Consider the following 19,267-nt stretch of genomic DNA (forward strand, 5'->3'; position numbering starts at 1 on the left):
GAAAACTGTTACGAAATTCCCCTGATCCCCCGCTCCCCGCATTCTATTCAAAAAAGCTCCGGACGGCCCGAAAATGTACAACCGGTACCGTCAAATCGGTATTGAGGCCTAACAGTACCGTCATTAGTTTTGCCCTGTATCCTACCCCGGGGCAACTTACTTCCTGCATTATCCATTTACTAAACTTGACCATATCATGACGACAGAAGCTATTGCATCGTCCCCGATTGACTTTGCCGAAGATCCGCATTTATCACCAGCCGTTAAGGAATTCCTTAAACCGTTGAATGCAGGCGGGCCGCCCCTGGAGAGCCTCCCGGTAGCGGATGCCCGCAATGTGCTCGTAGCTGCACAGGCGGCATTCGAAGTTGATCTTTCAGGCATTACCGAGGAAGAAAAAACGATCACCGAGGATGGTTTTCAAATCATACTCAACATTGTGCGTCCCGAAGGCGTTGACGGCCAGCTTCCTGTTTTCATGTTCATCCACGGCGGAGGATGGGTCCTGGGCGACTACCCTACCCACAAGCGCATGGTACGCGACCTGGCGACGCTCACCGGCTTTGCGGGCGTGTTTGTAAATTACTCCCGTGCCCCGGAAGCCCAATACCCCCAACCGGTGCATGAAGTGTATGCAGTGGCAAAATGGCTGGTGGCCAATGGGCAATCCATCAATTTGGACGGCACAAGGCTCGCTATCGTCGGTAACAGTGCGGGTGGGAATCTTTCGACTGCCGCCGTGCTGCTATCTAAAATGAAGGGCGGCCCGGTATTTAAGACCCAGATTCTCTTCTGGCCCGTTACGGATGCCAATTTCGAACGGCCTTCATTTCAACAATTTGGTACACAGCGTTTTTTGACATCTACATTAATGCAATGGATGTGGGACCAGTATGTCACGCCCGACAAAAGACGTGAGATTTACGCCTCGCCTGCGCGGGCTACCACCGAACAGCTCCGGGGCTTGCCACCGACGCTGATCCAGGTGGCGGAGAACGATATCCTGCTCGACGAGGGCGAAGAATATGGTCGCAAACTCAGCGAAGCCGGCGTGGAGGTCACAACCGTCAGGTACAACGACGTAATCCATGATTTTGGCCTCCTGAATGGCCTTGCAGAAATCCCCCAGACGAAAGCGCTGTTTATCCAGGCGGCGCAGCAGCTGAAAAAATACCTCTGATCATCACTATTAGCCAAAGATCTATTATGAAAACCAAAAATATACTTTTTGTAACCGGGGCATTTGTGACACATCATTGCTGGGATGAATGGAGGGTTTATTTTGAAGCCCGCGGTTATTCGACCCTTGCGCCCGCCTGGCCTTTCAAGGACGCAACAGCCGCCGAACTTCGCGCACGCCAGCCTAATGACACCGACCTGGCACGCCTGACACTAGCCGAACTGGTAGACCACTACGTCGGAATCGCGCAGAGCTTTCCCGAAAAGCCCATTATCATTGGTCATTCGCTAGGGGGCCTCTTAACCCAGATTCTCCTGAACCGTGGCCTGGCTGCGGCAGCGGTGGCCATACATTCGGTGCCGCCGCAGGGGATTATACCTTACGAGTTTTCATTCCTGAAATCGACATGGGGTGCGCTCGGGCTTTTTACCTCGCTGGATGAAACCTACCTGATGCCGTTTGACACCTGGCAATATGCATTCGTGAACGAAATGCCGCTGGAAGAACAGCAAAAAGCATACGACCTGTTTACTGCGCCCGAATCCAAGCGCGTAGCCCGAGGCGGGCTCACGAGCGCTGCCGCAGTGGATTTTGACAAACCCCATGCGCCGCTTTTACTCACATCAGGTTCACTGGATAATATCATTCCGGCGCATTTGAACAACCGGAATTTTGAGCGTTACGAAAAGAACGGATCAATCATCGAGTACAAAGAGTTTCCCGGGCGTAACCATCACGTTTTAGCCCAGGCCGGATGGGAATCCGACGCGGACTACATTCTTGACTGGATCAAAAACTATTGATAAAAGCTTCTCAGCAAACAAAATGCCCTTGACCTACCGCAAGGGCATTTTTCGTTATTTTTCCCCATACTCACCCAGCTCGGCAAATCCGCTGCCGTTGTCCAAAATTGAGGGGCATGCCTCTTGCCAACTATTGAAATATCGCTTTCATATTTCAGGTATTATTGATATTTCAACAAAATTCAAACCACGAAATCGATTCATACCACTGAAAATCAACAATATACACACTGGCATGGTTATAGAAATAAAAGGAAAGGACTTCACCATAAACTCTTTCGTCATGATGCAAAACTTTCCTTTATTCACTGCTGCTCCGCCACTCCCATATCCGCCGATCGGGCTTGCTGCTCAAAAACCTGGCGACAAGTGTAACAATGCAAACTGCGCTGTTAAAAAATGAGCAGGGCGGTGCAAAAATTGCATAAGGAAGCCGATGTGCTTTCGGTGCAAACCATCCGGGCGGGAGAAGTGGTAGCGCAATTGGCCCATTCATACAGGGTTTTCTGGCTCGAAACAGAGCATGAAGCGGGCAGCCGAAAGGTGCTGATCCAGCCTCCCGGAACCGTGGCCGACCGGCAGAGCACGGCAGGATGTAAAGGGTATGTGGTCTCATTCCCGGAAGAGTTTCTATTCATGTTCGGCTTTGAAGACGCATTTCCATTCCGCGCCAGGACAGCATTACCCGGGCCTCAAATGGCGACAGTTGACCTGTTGAACTGCGCGACTAGCAGAACAATTGAAAGGACCATTGCCAACCTGGACGTTCAATGTCAACGGTTACCTAAGGGCCACCTGCTTGTTTCCGGGCTTTTAAAGATATTTCTCGTATCTGTTTCGCGGATATTCCAGCATCGCGAGCAAGATCAGGCCCGCTGCGTTGACCAGCAACTCTTCGAGCAGTTCATGCATTTAGTTGGCCAGCACGCCGTCACGAAAAAAGGCATTCAGAACTATGCCGGGGCATTATCGATCCGGGCGGAGGTATTATCAGAAACGATCAAAAGAGTCTCGGGGCGCCCAGCGAGCCATCATATTTACCAACACATTATCCGCACTGCCAAACATGCCGCGATCGGGTCAGGTTCTACCATGAAGGAGGTTGCATATGGACTGGGTTTCAAGGATGTAGCCCATTTCAGCAAGTTTTTCCGAAACAAAGCGGGAATGACTTTCTCGGATTACAAAAAAGCATATCAACTTATGTAATATGAAACACATGGAATACAATGCCTCTCAAAGCAGCTTCTATGCCACAACGCTGGGCGACGCACCAGGCGCATTCAGCGAATCCTGTTTCGGATTTCAGAAGTCGGAATTGTTTGAGCTTATCTGGGTAAAAAAAGGCCAGGGCGCGTTTACGGTGGACTTGGAAAAGAGCCTGGTCAGCGATAACAGCCTATTTTGTCTTTTCCCTGGCCAGATTAGCCGATTGGTAGCCGGACCGGAACTGGTGGGTTATAAAATCGCTTTTTCCCGGGAATTTCTATGTGCCGGCAGCGGGCTCGCTTACCTGCCGCCAGCACTTGATTATGCGGGCCGCGCGGGGCAGTTTGAAGTGTTGCGACTAAATATGGAGATGCAAACCGAGGTCGAGACGATCATCGAAATGATCGTGTGGGAATACAATAACCGCCAACGCCTTTGGGCACAGATGCTGCACGGACTTTTGAAAGTCTTGATCGCTTTCTTCCCATCCAGTTTCAACGCGGATACACCGGGGCAGCAATTCAGAACCGACTATTTGGTTTTTAACCGTTTTATGAACCTGCTCGACGGCAAATTTGCCCTGCAGCGGCAAGTTGCCGCATATGCGTCGGACCTGGCTGTTTCGTCTAATTATTTGAGCGAAATAATCAAACGCGTTTCCGGCTATTCAGCCAGTCACCATATCCAGCAGCGAGTGTTGCTGGAAGCAAAGCGTAAAGCGGTTAGCACCAGCAAATCGATGAAGGAAATTGCACTGGAACTGGGATTTGACGACCCATCTACTTTCAGCAAATTTTTCAAGACGATGACGCAAGTAAACTTTTCAGACTTTCGTAATAGATGGTTTAACGACCCGGGAAGCCGCTTGCCGGTGTACCGGAAGAAGGCCCGGCTATCATAAAAAAAGAATGCCGACCTGAGGGATCGGCATTCTTTTTACACACCTTTATTAGTACCCCGGATTCTGAATCAGCTTGCTGTTCTTATTCATTTCATCCAGTTTAATGGGCAGGAAGTAGTTTCTATCCACCCATTTACGTTCCTGCACTTCAATGATCTTGTAAGTAGGTTTTGCAGCGGTTGTTTTGTCGGGATTCAATTTGTAGGTCGGTTCAACACCCCGTGCGTTGGAATAAACCTGGGGCGCAATCATCCAACGGCGAACATCGAAAAAGCGCTGCTCTTCGTAAGCCATTTCAATGCGGCGCTCATTCTGGTAACGTTTCATCAGCGCTGCGCCGGTTTCGGTAATATCAGGCATGGCAGCACGTTTGCGGATCATGTTCAGGTACTTTTTAGCCTCGGCTTCTTCGCCCAGGTTGAGGCATGCTTCTGCATAGTTCAGCAAAATCTCGGTATACCTGATAAATCTCCATGGCACCTCAGACCTGAAAAACTGGGCATCCACTGCCGGGTCCATAAATTTTTTCAGATAATACCCTGAGTAGGTTCCGTTCCAGTCTTCGATAGGTCCCTTCCGGGTATCGAGCCCGGCCACCACTTCCACTTTTGAAGTAGTCGGGTTCCATTTTTCCCAATAGCCTGTTTGAATGATACCTTTGGGATCTTTGTCAATTACATCGGCCGGCCGTTGTCTCCATGGCGCACCTTCGAATAAAATATCGGAATAGAAACGCGAATCGCGACCGACATACGGATCTGCGGAATGTGCCGGGTTCGACCATGAAAATTTAGTACCGTCTTTCATTTCGTAGTCGTCGGCGAGCTGGCCAAGCGGTGTATTCCCACCCCAGTTGTGATAGCCGTTAGGACCATTGGAGCGTCCCGGCCAGGCACCGTCGTTGTCCAGTTTTGCGAGGAAGAAGCGTACATGTATGTCCTCCGGTGATTGTTTCGAGACAAACATATCAGCCCTGTTTTTGGAGGCCTCGGCCAATGTAGCCGGATTCGGCGCGTTCAGACTGTAAACGTTCAGGTCCATCACCGCCTTGGCAGCAGCTTTGGCCGCTCTCCATCTCGCAGCACGGTCACCGCCCTTATAACCGATCAGCTCCGGGTTGGCATATCCGGCCGCCCACGTCGGATTGGCATATAAATCGCTGGCTGCGTATAAAAGCGTACGTGCTTTAAGTGCCAGGGCAGCGCCCTTGGTGGCACGGCCCAAATTGGCAGCAGACTGTGTTACGGGAAGCAGCGCAGCCGCTTTATCACATTCATCGGCAATAAACTTGATACACTCTTCATAGGTGTTACGGGGCATGGAATATTCCTCGCCGAGGCCATACGCCTGGGTGACCAGCGGCACACCACCATAAACCGATACCAGATTATGATACAGATAAGCCCGTACAAAATGCTCCTCCCCCATGTACATGTTCTTGGTAGCAGCATCCAGCATGGTAGCACCGTCAATTTTGCTGAAAAACAGGTTTGTAGCACGGATATTTTTATAAACATTGTCCCACACGAAATATCCGGCCCGGTCATAAGCCCAGTCGTTGATATCACTGGCATTAATCAGGCCTTTGGTCACATTGACGACAGGTCCCCAAACAGCCATGGACTCATCGCTGTAAGTAGAGAACATCACGTTATTGAATCCGTGGCCCAGTCCCCGGTAGGTATTATTGATAAACGTTTGGATCAGCGCCGGGTCACTCCATACTGCGGTTTCCGAAAACTGGTCCTGCGGCTGCTTGTCAAGAAAATCCTGGTTACAGGAAGTCAAATTGCCAAAGCTGAACGCAACTGTTAAAAAAGCTACAATCTTTTTCATATATCATCTATTAAAAAGTCAACGATAAACCGCCATTTACAACCCTGGAAAGCGGGTAATTAATACCGCCCGTGTTGTTATCCTCAGGATCGAACCCTTTCAGGCCAGGGCAATAGGTAGCCAGGTTATTTCCATTCACATACAAGCGAACGTTCTGTAAACCAAGGCGGTTGGCAAGTCCCATTGGGAGGGTGTAACCAAATTCCAGGTTTTTCAGCCTGATGTAATTGGTGTTGAAAAGCAGGTGTGTATTTCTCTGTGACCTCCAATATTCGTCGCTTCTGTTACTTGCCCGCGGCTTCGAAGCATTGATATTGTCGGGAGTCCAGCGACCATCGAAATCCTCTTTCCAGTAGTTTCCGAAATCGCCACTTTCCAGCGAGAGATAACGAAGTGCACCGGTAGCTGCCTGAAACAGGATAGAAAGGTCAAAGCCTTTGTAGCTCAGGTTAGCACCAATACCGCCCTGGAAGCGGGGCACATCTGTTTTGTAGTTGCGAACACGGTCACTCGCGTCGATTTTGCCGTCGTTGTTCACATCCTGGAAAATTACGTCACCCGGACGGGCACCTCCCCAGTGTGGGTATGCGTCAACCGCAGCCTGGTCTTTAAAAATGCCGATTGCCTGATAATACAAGTCCCGATCCGGATCGAAAGGCGCGTTGGGATCGCTGGGCTTGGTGGGGAGCGGGTGGCCGGTAACCTGTTGATAGTCGGGGCGTCCCGGCGTTTCATCAATAAAGTTTACCTTGTTGATCGCATACCCTCCATTCACAAAGATCGTGTATTTCAGGTCCTTCACATCGCCACGATAGGACACATTGAAATCAAATCCTTTGTTTGACGTCTTTCCGATGTTTTCGCTGGGCAAAGTCAAACCCGTTGAAGTAGGAACTGACGCGTTCCTTTTCCAAAGCAATCCCGAGCGACGGTAATCAAATACGTCGAAAGTAATGTTGATGCGGTCATTCAATAAGCTGGCGTCAAAACCGATATCTCCCTGGCTGGCTACCTCCCATGTCACGTTGGGATTGGGGATACGGGTTTCTCCCAATGTTTTACTTTCAATATTGGTACCGAATACCATGTTTTGGTTCTGGAAGCCGTAGGTCCCAAGATATTGCCACTCTTCGATACGGTCGTTACCGGTTTGTCCCCACGAAGCGCGCAGTTTGAACTGATTAATAAAGCTGATATTGTTTTTCCAGAAGCCCTCTTCCGAAATGCGCCAGCCCGCAGACACGCCCGGGAAAAACCCGAAACGTTTTGCTTTGGGGAAAATGTAGGACCCGTCGACCCGCCACACGAACTCCATCAGGTATTTCTCCTTGAAGCTGTAATTGACACGTCCGAAGTAATTCATCCTCGCACTTTGGTATGCTGTTCCGGCATTATCCTTTTCCGCATCGCCACCTGCATTGAGCTGATCAAGGGAGGTTGATACGAAATAGCGGCGGAATGCGTTAAACTTGTCGCCATTACCGGTCCTCTTTTCAGTACCCACCAGGAACTTCACCATATGATTGGCTCCTATGGCTTTGTCGTAATTAAGATAGCCATTCAGCAAAATATCCTGCTTGTCTTCCGTATACTGGGTAAGGTTAGGATCGCCTACCCCTTTCTTTCCCCGCACCAATATAGGCTGTCCGCTCGCATCACGGCTGGTCCCGTCCCAGGAATTGAGGTACCAGGGAGTCTGAAAACGCTTTCTGAAATTGAACCCTTTATCGACCCCGGCGTTACCCGTGAATGAAAGTCCTTCAATCCATGGAATTTTGACATTCAATTGCATTGTACTGTTCAAAACATACCACTTATCGCGGTCGTACCCGGTTTGGTTGGTACTTACCACAACAGGGTTATTTCCATACTCGATATCTGGGCCGGTAGCGCCGTTTGGCCAGTAGGCGGGCATATTCGGCTTGCCCCGCATCACCATCCATAATATATCCCCCGCTGAGCGCGTAGGATAGTTTTTATCTTCCATACGACCGGATACGTCGAAGCGCAGACTGATATTCTTGGTGATGGTCGCATCGAGGTTTGTCCGGAAATCATGCTGCGTGTACTTGGTCGCACTGTTCTTGTAATAGCCATCCTGGGATTTGGTGCCCAGGGAAACAAAATAGCGCACAGCCTCGCCGCCACCTGATACAGTAGCGTTATAAAAATGCTGGCCTGACCATTTTTTGTAGATTTCATCGAACCAGTCCGTATTCGGATATTTCCATAGGTCCGAGCCGTCGGCAAACTTGGCAATGTCCTCAGAAGTATACCGGGGCGGACGATTTCTATACAGGTCCACTTCGTTCAATGCCTGGGCATACTCCGATGAGTTCGTCATTTTAGGCAGGATGGTAGGCTGGCTGAAACCCTGATTGGCATTAAAGGTAATCGTAGGCTTTCCTGTTTTACCGCGTTTGGTGGTGATCAGAATAACCCCGTTTGCGGCCTGGGCCCCATAAATCGCGGCAGAAGCATCTTTCAAAACCGAGATTGTTTCGATGCTGTTGGGGTCTATACGATCCAATGAACGACCTGGAATACCATCCACCACCACAAGGGCATCGTTGTTACCCAATGTATTCATCCCGCGGATACGGATGGTAGATCCATCTTGTCCGGGTTCACCGCTTCGTGAAACCAGCGTTACCCCGGGTAAACGTCCGGCAAGACTGTTACTGACGTTGACGGCAGGAGATTTTACAACGTCAGATCCTTTCACTGTTGTTACAGCTCCGGTCAATGTCTCCTTCTTCTGCTCTCCATATCCTACTACAACCACCTCGCTAAGGGCCTGTGAATCACCCATCAGTGTCACGTCGACCGAATTTCTGCTGCCAACCGTCACTTCCTGCCTAAGGAAACCGACATAGCTAAATACAAGGATGGCTTCGGCATTGGGAACTGTGATGCTATATTGTCCGGCGGCATCCGTTGTAGTACCTGAATTTGTCCCTTTCAAAAGTATACTGACACCTGGCAGCGGGGTACCGTTTTCCTCCGTAACTTTTCCCTTCACCGTAACATCTGCTTGTAAAAGGTTTGTTTTCGTGCCAGGCAACCCGGATGCCAGAAGCGGCAATGGTTGGCTTACGACGAGAGCCATCATAGCCAGGCACACACCTGCGGGTGGGCATAGCCGTTTTAAGTAAAGCGTTTTGGTCATAAATTTCAATTAATACATGGTTTAGAATACCGTCATTTTAATTTTTAGGACATAAGAAATCTTCCCGACTAAAAAATCGGCCGTTGCATTAAAATGGAGTTTGGAGTAGTTAGTTTTATTTTTTCATAGGCAAGGATTTATAAAAAGGAATAAATGAATACGTTGTAATACATACCGAAGATCTTGATAATAAGGAGAATGGGTGGTCTTAACAATTGGCAGCCCAAAGCGGCTCAAAACCAGGTTTAATGATGAAAATGCGCTGACTCGCACCTGGGTTACGCGAAAACAAAACGTCAATGGAGATAATGATTAATGGGCAATTGATGTGGGTAAGTAACATTGTCAGGAGTGAAATATGTTTTCATGGAAATATAAAATTTGACCTGTTTCCAGATTTATAGATGGCTCATATACCGAGCAAAAACACCGAAATTTCGCCTTCCTCCAATATTTTTACTAAAATTCAAAAATCACTCAGGGGTATAAATAAGGCAATTTGCAACAAAGCAGCGGTCTCGATATAATTTATTGGATCGACATTAAACTACTTTCCCTTATTATTTCCGTCGATAAGTGACGCCTGCACACAGAACAATCGATCTTTTCAGCACAATTTTAAAGTGAAATAGCGCCAAAAATACTTCAATATTTGATTGATTCCGACTGCATTTTGATATTTTACACAATTAAAGACAATTTTATGGAAAAATATTACCAAATAGAATAATCCATGATAGTTTGTCATTTCTGCATAGTTGAACAACCAACGGCGCCGCGACGTTGAGAGTTCCAACTACCGGACCAGGATATGGGAATGGTTTATCCGGCTACCTGTAAACGCTGTGGATATGAAAATAGCCCAAGGTTGACAGCGCCATAAGAAAGCGATTCTGCTTTCAATTAATTCTTAAAATTTGCAGGATTAGGGGATTGGTCAATTTGAAATCATGACTTATCCAACATTTGAATTGATAGGCGTCTATTAATCGCCGGGCATCGCATTCGTCTTCGCAAATGCCATCATTCATCTAAACAATTTGGCCATTGGTCGAAAATGGATTCAATAATATATCCTAAAACTTTCAGCGTCAATATGAAATTGCTATAATTGAACGCGGTTAATCGTATAGATTAAACGTTGTAGTAAGATATTGCTTAATCCCCTCCCGGTTTTCGGGGGGATGATTTTCTTATCGCTTCAATGTATATTTTCGCGAACCGGATCCGTACCAAACCTGAGCACATGACCATCCGGATCTTCGATATGCATTTCGATGGCCCAAGGGAAGTTGATGGGAGGCTGTCTTATCTTGACACCTTTGCTTCTTAAATTATCGTGTAGTTTAAAAATATCACCGTCGAACCCAATCCATATCCAGGTTCCCGGGCTACCCTGAGCACTTGTAGTAAGATAGATGCCTGCATTTTCCCGATTGACACTTGTAAAATCATCTGTGCCCCAATCTGCTTCATCAAAACCCAGAATCTGTTTGTAAAAGGCTCTGCTGATGTCCATATCCTTCACACGGAGAATAACCTGGACTCCCTCGATACGAATTCCCATTTCACTGCGAATATTCTCTGACTCTTTCATAATTGAATTCATTTAGCCTGGTGAAAAACTGAACGCTTTGCAATGGTATCAATTTAACATTTTGGATGGGAACAATAGCGGGTTTTCTAATCTGAGTTTAGAAAAGATCTCCTTGAAATCCCCGGTTTTATGTTTTAACAAGAGACTGAAAGCTTCTTTTAAATACATTTCAACAGGTAGGCACAAACTTTTTTCAATTGGCTGGCAACCGATTCACACAAGTCTCATATCGATGTCGACCGGGCACCGTCACCTAATAGAAGGTCATAGCGTTCTTCGCGCAAAACCTGGCCCCATTGTTGCAACTCAGCGGAACTGGTAAGTTCAAAACCTGCTTTTTTGTACATGGAAATGGCTTTCTTCTGTACATCGGTGGTCAACAGATACACCCGGTCAAGCGAACTTGCCAAACAGTAGGAAAGAGCGGTATCCAATAGTTTTTTTCCAATGCCGGTGCCCCGAAAAACAGGGCAAACCAGAAACCACCGCATTTGTGCGGCATTGTCCGGCCGGCTTTGAACAGCAATGCAGCCAATAATTTCGCCGTTGTAGCGCGCCAGCCAGACCTTATCTTTTGTGGAATCATAATGATCCAGAAAATCACAAAATGTCTTTACTACGTAAGCTTCAAAATCATCCGAATACCCTTCTTCCCGCGCATACAACACACCATGCAAATGGATCAGGTAACCGATATCACCGGCTTTGAGCCCTTCCTGATACACCACCTGCCCGGCTAACCCCTGCGTCGTGTAGCCAGCCGATAGCAGGTTCTCAATCGTCCGCATTGAATTGACCAGGAGAGCTTGTTCGTCTGCATTCAACCTCGATATAAAGTCTCCTATTTGCCTGTCGGATTTTTCCTTCAACTCATCCAGCTGCGACCGCCCCGCATCGGTAAGCCGGATGTGAAGTGCGCGGCCATCAGCGGCAGAAGCAGCCTTCGAAAGCAGACCGCTCTTCATCATGCTTTTTATCATGCGGCTCAAATACCCTTTGTCCAGTTTGAGCTGCTCGCTGAGCTGCTGAGCGGTTATCAAACTGCGCTCCCCTACTTCGTACAATACACGTACTTCGGAGAGCGAGTACGCACTTTCCAGGAAATGATTGTCCAAAATACCCAGGTGAGAGGTATAAAAGCGGTTGAAATGCCGAATCTGCGAGACGTTCTTTTTCATAATATAAATATAACGACAAATTAGTTGCTTTTAGCAACCAATTTGACCATAAACGTCAATACAACCGGTTCGATACTTACCGCGTTTTCCGCATGCAGCTCTTCTAGGGTTTGCGTAAATTACGCTTTCAATCCAATTCCCTTACGCGAATGTTACGAAACCATACCTTTTCCTTCGCATTGTGATTCTGAAGGGCGATTCTACCGCGGTGATGGGGTGTCGCGTAGGGCCAGTCACGGAACTTGCTTTTCGCCACCTTCTCCTTCCAGGCCTGATCGCCGTACTGGTAATCCGCCACCAGTTTGCCGTTCAGGAAATGCCGGACGTGGTCTTTGGCCACCACGATTTTACCGGTATTCCAGCTTTCGGCAGGCTTAAAAGCCGTCGCGTCCAGCGGCGGGTTCATATCGTAATTCGCGCCGGAAAGCTGCACGGGCTTCAAACCGATATTCTTGCCGGTTGAATCCTTGACCACATAATTTTGGTCGTCGATGATCTGATATTCGGGTGCAGAAAAGACAGTCCGTTTGATATCAGGCTGCTCCAATACCTTGTAAAGCACGCCGCTATTGCTACCCTGCGGGATTTTGAACTCAAATTCGAGCTCGAAATCGCCATATTCCTTATCGGTAACCAGGTCTCCGCCCGTACCGTCGGTCGTGAGCGTGCCGTTTTCTACGAACCACCCCACGGCCCGTTGCTGGTTGTAGCTGTGCCAGCCTTCCACTTTTTTGCCATCGAAAAGTGTTACCCAGCGGCCCGGTGCACGAAAACCTGCGGCCAACAAAATGAAAACGTTCACAAACAGGAATAAGGCAATGCGCCTTGTTTTGAAATGTTGCATAGTGATCAGGAATAGTTAGAAAGAGGCCTTCAAATTACCCATTTCCCCTGACGGCTGCAACCGGAAAACTGCTGTTCCCACTATTAACAAATTGATTAAAATGCGGCAGGCACCCGGCACCCCGGCGGAAAGATAATTACCCAAGGCTGCCTCATCTTCACAGAAAAAGCCACGTTACTCCGATCGCAATGCCTTCACCGGGTTCATTAACGCGGCCCTTATTGATCTGTATCCGACTGTCAGGATTGCGATCATAAACGAGATTCCCGCCGCAGCCACAAAAACGGCGGCATTGAGGTCGATATGATACTTAAAATCCGCCAGGTATTTATCCATTAACCACCAGCCAACCGGTGCGGCGATCAGAAAGGCAACGACAAGCAGCTGAGCAAACTGCCGGCCAAAAAGCCAGATAATGCTGCCTACGCCAGCGCCCAGTGTTTTGCGTACGCCGATCTCCTTGGTCTTTTGAGCGGCCATGAAAGAAATGAGTCCGTATAGACCCAGACAGCCTATAAAAATGGCGATTGCCGCGAAGAGCCACATGAGCTGCAAAATGAGCCGGTCGTTTTCGTAGAATGCTTTGAGATGCTCATCCAGGAACTGGTACGAGTAAATGTATTCGGGGTTTACCTCGTTCCAATTTTTTTCGAATGCAGCCAGTGTAGCTGGTACATTCCGGGCGCTGATCTTAATAGCACAGGTCTCGTACTGATCTACCCGTGTAGTAATGCAGAGCGGCTCGATCTTCTGTCGAAACGAGGCGCTATGGAAATCTTTGATGACACCCACGATAATGCCTTCCTTGCCATTGATATTCGCATTTTTACCTAAAACTTCCTCGACATGCCGCACACCCAGCTTCTTCACAGCCATTTCGTTCAGCAGGTATTCCCTTACCGTGTCGGATTCAGCAAGGTTACGTCCCGCCACAAGCTGCAACCCGAACATCGGCAGATAGCCCGGATCGCCATGCTTGACAAAAATCGGCCATTTCTCGCCTTCCGCACGCGCCGCATACCGGATGCCCGTGTCGAAATTTCCGTTCGTCGAAGCCGGCGGCGCCTGGCAGAATGCGACCTGTTCGACACCCGGCAATCCCGTTATCCGTGCCCGCAAGGCACTGATTTTCGTCGCGCTGGTTTCAGGAACGGGCAACATCACGATCGCATCGCGTTTGAAACCCATATCTGCCTCGCTGTTGAAGCGCATCTGACTGGTAACAACAATAGTTCCGATCAGCAGCGTTTGTGAAATGGCGAATTGCGTCACGACCAGGCCTTTCCGCACTGAGAATCCGCCAACATCGCGTTGCGACAGCTTGCCTTTCAACGCCCTGATCGGCTGGAAACCGGCCAGTATCAGACCAGGATATGAGCCTGACACAAAAATGACGACCAGCAATAACCCGACGATAAAAAGCGGCTGGCTGGCATCCTTCAAATCGAAGGTGACGCGTGTGGACAGCATTTGGTTCATAAACGGCAACGCCACATACGCCAGCCCGATCACAAGCACGAATGCTACCACCGTAATCAGCGCCGTTTCGGTAATAAATTGCCAGAAAAGCTGCCCTCTCATGCTGCCCATCACTTTACGAACGCCGATTTCCTTCGACCGGCCCAACGCCTGGGCTGTGGCGAGGTTGATAAAGTTTACACATGCCGTAATAATGATGAATGCCGCAATGAACGACAATGCTAGTAGCTGGCTTTTCGCTACCGACCCGCCATATTCCTGATCCATGTGCATTTGCAAAAGCGGCTGCAACCCGAAACGGAACACTTTGGCATCCTTTGCATTGTAATATTTCGTTGAAACGCCTGCCATCGCCTGCCTGGCCTTAGCCACGTCGGTTCCCTGTTTCAAAAGCACAAATGCCTGCGTACCGCTGTAAATACCACCCCAGGTATTGAGCCATGGCTGGGTCTGACTGATTGTAGAATAGGAAAGAAAGATTTCATGCCTAAAATCCGTGTTTTCGGGGAGGTTTTGCATAATCCCTGTGACCGTAAAGTCCGTTTTGTTATCCAGTCGGAAGCGCTTACCCACCGCATTTTGTCCCGGAAAAAACTTTTCGGCCAGTTTCTCGGTAATCACCGCCGCATTCGGTCCCGATAGCATCGCCCGAACTTCTCCGCCCACCATTGGGAAATCCATTATTTCAAAGAATGCAGGCTCGACGTAAGCAACACCACCCGGCTCTTTGAACTTCGCGTGGCTGCTGGAAGACGGGATAGAAATCGTTCCGCCGAAACTGATCAGCATCGACGACTTTTCAACAAACGAATAATCGTCCCGCATCGCAGCGCCAGTCGGCTGTGGAACGGTTCCATACTTACTGACTGTCTCATTATGCAAGTCCGTCGTAACCCGGTAAATACGGTCGGCTTTGGAATGGAACTTCTCAAAACTCAAATGATAGTGCACGAGCGAGAAAATCAGAATCGCGCAAGTCATCCCGAGTACCAGGCCGAGTATATTGATGACCGAATATGACGGGTGGCGCGTAAGGTTACGCCGGGCAACGGTGAAATAGTTTTGAAGCATGGCTAATGGAGATGTTGGCTTTATGTGATACGCGTTTGATTTGCTCCTTTTAAAAGCATACAGGCTTAGAATACGTTTTTTCAGAAAGTAGGGCTTGGCAAATTTGAGCACTTCCGACAAGTACATCTGCCGAGCGGCCGCTAGCCCGAACCGATCAGCATCCATTTCAAACTGCTCTTGAAGATCGCCCTGCAGCTCCTCAAAAAGTTCCGGCGGGCACAACGCCCGAAAAAGCTTGTCCGCCCAAAGCGGCGGCTCGTTATGACGATGCGTTTTCATGGCTGAGGGATGACGATGATTTCATTCCAGAACTGACTGCGTACCTGCTGAATCTCGGCCAGTATCTGCCGCCCTGCCGCTGTAACTGTAAAAAGCCGCTTCCTACGTCCTCCCCTGCTGAGCGTCGCCCCGCCCATTTCGGATGTCACATATCCCTTTTCCTCCAGACGATACAATGCAATATGCACCGCGCTAAGACTGATGGTACGGTTTGCCCGCTGGCGTAGCTCTTCGGCTATCGCCACCCCGTAAGCGCCGGTGGCTATTACAGTTACAGCAAGCAAGACAAGTTCCTCGAACTCGCCCAGGTAGGATCGGCCCATTTCTGTTTGGATTGTATTTGATTATTATTTGCTAAACAAATGGTATGCCAAAACAAAAATCATGAAGTAAATACCATGTAATGAGAACATTAAACCAGAAACACTTTTTCCAAACTGTTCAAAAATGGACGATGGTGCAATGTGAGTGAACGCAAAAGTGTTACTAATGCCCCCCAAAGACATCATGATAACCATGGCATCGGCACAGTTCGGGAACCAAAGAAAGCATCTATTGTTATTGTAATGAACGATACAGAATTACTATGGCCCGACCCAAGAAATTTGATGAAGTTGCCGGATTACAAAAAGCGATGAATGTTTTCTGGAAAAAAGGGTATGCCGGCACTTCGATCTCCGATCTGACCGCCAGTATGGACATCAATGCACCGAGCCTGTACGCTACCTACGGCGATAAGCACAAGCTGTTCGTCACAGCCTTACAAACTTACATACAGTCCCAGCACGATTGGATGCGGCAGGCAGTGAGCGAGAACAAATCCGTGAAGGAAATCATCAAATTCCTATTGGCATCGCTGATTGACGATACCTTGGAGGATCCCGAGCGCCGCGGTTGCTTCATGGTTAACACAGTGACCGAAATGGCCAATCAGGATCCCCAGGTTTTCAGGATTGCTTCCGATAATGAGACCCAGGTCCGTACGATCCTGGCTGAGCTGATCCGCAAGGGCCAGGCCTCTGCCGAGATCTCCCCCGATAAAGATGCTGACGTCCTGGCCAGTTTCCTGTTTATCAATTTCATGGGCATCCGTGTGATTGCTGCCACGAATAGCGATAAAAAACACCTGCACAACGCTTTGGACGTCATTATTTCGGTTCTCTAAAATTTTTTTTATTTTTATAGTGATCATTACAAAATATGTGCGTAGTTTTGTATCGATCATTACAAAACATACAAACAAACACGATCATGTCAAGATTAGCACATAAAACAGCAGTGGTTACAGGCGGTAACAGCGGAATCGGATTTTCAACCGTTCAGGCGTTTATTGAGGAAGGTGCAGAAGTTATTTTTACCGGCCGAAATGCAGACGCCAACCAGAAAGTGGTGCAAGCACTCGGAAGCAAGGCGCATGGCATTGTATCGGACGCAGGGAAATGGGAGGACATTCAGTCGCTTAAAGCCCAGGTCGAAGCCGTCACTCCGAAAGTGGATATTCTTTTTATCAATGCAGGCATCGCACAGTTCGCGCCCATCGATCAGGTGAGCGAGGACTTCTTCGATAAAATCCTCGATGTCAATTTCAAAGGCGCCTATTTTACGATCCAGGCTTTGCTTCCGCTGGTGAACGATGGCGGGTCGATCATCCTGAACACCTCGATCAATGCGCATGTGGGCATGCCGGGCGCGAGCATTTATGCCGCATCGAAAGCAGCCCTTCTGTCACTGGCGAAAAACCTTTCGGCAGAACTGGTATCCAGAAAAATCCGCGTGAACGCCATTAGCCCGGGCCCGGTTGCAACGCCCCTCCATACGCCCGAAAAGTTCGGTGTCTCCGAAGACGAGTTCAAACAAATCGGTGAGGGCATTGCGGCCCAAATTCCGGCCGGACGTTTCGGCGCTCCCGAAGAGATCGCCAGCGCAGCAGTGTATTTCGCCTCCGACGAATCGCGATTCCTGCTCGGGACCGAGCTGATAATCGATGGCGGAATGGCTACCCTCTAAGGTAACGGGTTACCTTCCAAATGTTTAAAATTCCGGCAAAATGCACTGCCTCCAAGAGTTATATACTTTTGGGAGGCAGTGCATTTGAATGAGTAATGCCATGCGACGAGCAGGCCATAAACACCTCATTGATTCTAATTAATCTTCAATGATATTTAATCTTCCATGAGATCGGCTGTTTTAAGACACGTAAAGACTTCGCGGTAGAAATCAGGATGTGATTGCCAGGTCTGCCCCGTTACAATATTTCCATCACGCACGGCCTGTTGGAAAGAATAAGTGCCCCCGCCCATCTCTATTTCGGTACGCACATGTTCATAGGCTGTTAATTCGCGATTATTGGCCAAACCGGCAGTTACCAGAATTTGAATGCCGTGGCAGATGGCAAAGACCCATTTGCCTTGCCGATCGAATTCCCGAACGGCCTCCAACAGCGCAGCATTGTTGCGAAGGTATTCGGGAGCCCGGCCGCCCAGCAGCAAAATGGCATCATAGTCGTCTACTACAATTTCCTCAATTGTGAGGTCCGACGCCAGACAATAGCCTGGACGCTCCACATACGTATCCCAACCGGGCTCAAAGTCATGCATTACCAGGTTAAGCCGGCGTTTGCTGGGAGCAGCAATCACGGTAATATCGCCTTCTTCCTGAAAGCGGTGAACGGCATACAGGGTTTCGTAACTCTCGCCACCATCCCCGGTGACGATCAGAATTTTTCGATTCATGGATGTAAGAAATTTGGAATATGGGCAATGATAAGCATGATGGCCCGGCAATTTAGCAACAATAGAACACCAAAACGACATTTGAATTGACTTATGGAAATGAATCGTACCCTTACCCGACGTCAAGGTGAGATTACGCGACTTTTGAGCGCGGGAGCACTTTCCCGAAAAAAAACAGCGTAGTTTGCAGGGGTATGATCGTCTCCTGACAAATAACGCAACTGTGATGGCCTGTTCTTTTCGATTTGATCATGATATCTGACCAAACTTTTCATTCAGGGGAAAAGGTTTCTTCACAACAAGATGGCCGCACAGAAGCTACGTTCCGCGCAGGAGGGCTGGCGCCCACCCGTGCCGAAAAGCTCCCCGCGGACTCGGAACTCTTTATCCGAAAAGCTTTTGAAGAGGACCCCGATACGGGCATTATCCTGCTGTTCCGGGGATATTATCTTAAACTGTGCAGCCATGCGGCCCGGTTTGTCTCGTCCCGGGAAATAGCGGAAGACATTGTTTCGGATATCTTTCTCGAATTCCAGCTTAATAAGCTCCACAAGGTTGTCACTACATCATTCAGGGCCTATCTGTATACTTCTGTCCGTAACAGGGCATTCGATTACCTGAAAAGTGAACTGTTGCGGAGTAACCCGCTGGATGAACAATCGGGCGAAATTCCCGCGTCGATCGCATTCGATCCCGACTCGATCACGCAGTACGAGGAACTGTACCACGACGTGGAGAATGCGGTGCAATCGCTGCCTTTGAAAAGGCGGCAGGTTTACCTCAAACACCGATTTGAAGGCAAAAAATACGTGGAAATCGCCGAAGAGCTGGGGTTGCCGATCCGGTCGGTTGAGACATTGAGTTACCAGGCCACCCAGGAAATCAGAAGGATATTGCGCGACAAATGGCTTTTCCTGTTGTTGTTTTTTTATTTCCATCGACTTTTTTAAGCGATGGAAGGTACATGGCCGGTAACAAGGCTGTTTAAT

General features: G+C 48.7%; 16 protein-coding genes. 8 read left to right on the forward strand and 8 right to left on the reverse strand.

What is annotated here, in order from left to right; translation table 11 throughout:
* Nucleotides 1-196 precede the first annotated feature (196 nt).
* From J7619_RS01735 to J7619_RS01755, 5 genes are read left to right on the forward strand one after another with little or no spacing between them, the layout of a single operon-like run.
* Nucleotides 197-1,180 (forward strand): alpha/beta hydrolase, encoded by a 984-nt coding sequence (locus J7619_RS01735; protein WP_291193297.1) that lies wholly within the window; start codon nt 197-199, stop codon nt 1,178-1,180.
* Nucleotides 1,181-1,206: 26 nt separating this feature from the next.
* A complete protein-coding gene (locus J7619_RS01740) occupies nt 1,207-1,983 on the forward strand; it encodes an alpha/beta hydrolase (RefSeq protein ID WP_291193299.1) in 777 nt (258 codons plus the stop codon).
* Nucleotides 1,984-2,011: 28 nt separating this feature from the next.
* On the forward strand, nt 2,012-2,386 hold the full coding sequence (locus J7619_RS01745; protein ID WP_291193301.1) for a hypothetical protein: 375 nt from the start codon (nt 2,012-2,014) through the stop codon (nt 2,384-2,386).
* On the forward strand, nt 2,383-3,192 hold the full coding sequence (locus J7619_RS01750) for a helix-turn-helix domain-containing protein (RefSeq protein ID WP_291193303.1): 810 nt from the start codon (nt 2,383-2,385) through the stop codon (nt 3,190-3,192). The genes J7619_RS01745 and J7619_RS01750 overlap by 4 nt, the downstream gene beginning before the upstream one ends.
* A gap of 1 nt (nt 3,193) precedes the next feature.
* Nucleotides 3,194-4,093, forward strand: coding sequence for a helix-turn-helix domain-containing protein (locus J7619_RS01755; RefSeq protein ID WP_291193305.1), 900 nt, complete (start codon nt 3,194-3,196; stop codon nt 4,091-4,093).
* A gap of 48 nt (nt 4,094-4,141) precedes the next feature.
* Here J7619_RS01755 and J7619_RS01760 read toward each other — a convergent pair whose 3' ends face one another.
* From J7619_RS01760 to J7619_RS01790, 7 genes are all read right to left on the reverse strand, one after another.
* Nucleotides 4,142-5,929: a RagB/SusD family nutrient uptake outer membrane protein gene (locus J7619_RS01760; RefSeq protein ID WP_291193307.1), complete on the reverse strand. Its 1,788-nt coding sequence runs from the start codon at nt 5,927-5,929 to the stop codon at nt 4,142-4,144.
* Between the two features lie 10 nt (nt 5,930-5,939).
* The gene (locus J7619_RS01765) at nt 5,940-9,098 is read right to left on the reverse strand and encodes a TonB-dependent receptor (RefSeq protein WP_291193309.1); all 3,159 of its coding nucleotides are present in this window, start codon (nt 9,096-9,098) and stop codon (nt 5,940-5,942) included.
* A gap of 1,201 nt (nt 9,099-10,299) precedes the next feature.
* Complete coding sequence (locus tag J7619_RS01770; RefSeq protein WP_291193311.1) at nt 10,300-10,695, reverse strand: glyoxalase superfamily protein; 396 nt, start codon at nt 10,693-10,695, stop codon at nt 10,300-10,302.
* A gap of 224 nt (nt 10,696-10,919) precedes the next feature.
* Nucleotides 10,920-11,873 (reverse strand): bifunctional helix-turn-helix transcriptional regulator/GNAT family N-acetyltransferase, encoded by a 954-nt coding sequence (locus J7619_RS01775; RefSeq protein ID WP_291193313.1) that lies wholly within the window; start codon nt 11,871-11,873, stop codon nt 10,920-10,922.
* Nucleotides 11,874-12,000: 127 nt separating this feature from the next.
* Nucleotides 12,001-12,717: a DUF1080 domain-containing protein gene (locus J7619_RS01780; RefSeq protein WP_291193315.1), complete on the reverse strand. Its 717-nt coding sequence runs from the start codon at nt 12,715-12,717 to the stop codon at nt 12,001-12,003.
* Between the two features lie 174 nt (nt 12,718-12,891).
* Nucleotides 12,892-15,546, reverse strand: coding sequence for an ABC transporter permease (locus J7619_RS01785; RefSeq protein WP_291193317.1), 2,655 nt, complete (start codon nt 15,544-15,546; stop codon nt 12,892-12,894).
* Entirely contained in the window at nt 15,543-15,869 is a 327-nt protein-coding gene (locus J7619_RS01790; RefSeq protein WP_291193319.1) for a PadR family transcriptional regulator, read from the reverse strand. Before J7619_RS01790 ends, J7619_RS01785 begins: the two co-directional genes overlap by 4 nt.
* Nucleotides 15,870-16,132: 263 nt before the next feature.
* Between J7619_RS01790 and J7619_RS01795 the strand changes: the two genes are divergently transcribed.
* Together J7619_RS01795 and J7619_RS01800 are read left to right on the forward strand one after the other, a co-directional pair.
* Nucleotides 16,133-16,711: a TetR/AcrR family transcriptional regulator gene (locus J7619_RS01795; RefSeq protein WP_291193321.1), complete on the forward strand. Its 579-nt coding sequence runs from the start codon at nt 16,133-16,135 to the stop codon at nt 16,709-16,711.
* 86 nt (nt 16,712-16,797) lie between these two features.
* Entirely contained in the window at nt 16,798-17,553 is a 756-nt protein-coding gene (locus J7619_RS01800) for an SDR family oxidoreductase (protein ID WP_291193323.1), read from the forward strand.
* Between the two features lie 155 nt (nt 17,554-17,708).
* On the opposite strand, the gene J7619_RS01805 is transcribed toward J7619_RS01800, so the two are convergent.
* Nucleotides 17,709-18,278, reverse strand: a complete 570-nt coding sequence (locus J7619_RS01805; RefSeq protein WP_291193325.1) for a DJ-1/PfpI family protein — start codon at nt 18,276-18,278, stop codon at nt 17,709-17,711.
* 251 nt (nt 18,279-18,529) lie between these two features.
* On the opposite strand from J7619_RS01805, the gene J7619_RS01810 reads away from it, so the two are divergent.
* Nucleotides 18,530-19,228, forward strand: coding sequence for a sigma-70 family RNA polymerase sigma factor (locus J7619_RS01810; protein ID WP_291193327.1), 699 nt, complete (start codon nt 18,530-18,532; stop codon nt 19,226-19,228).
* Nucleotides 19,229-19,267: the final 39 nt, after the last annotated feature.

The sequence above is a fragment of the Dyadobacter sp. genome (assembly GCF_017744695.1).
GTDB lineage: Bacteria > Bacteroidota > Bacteroidia > Cytophagales > Spirosomataceae > Dyadobacter.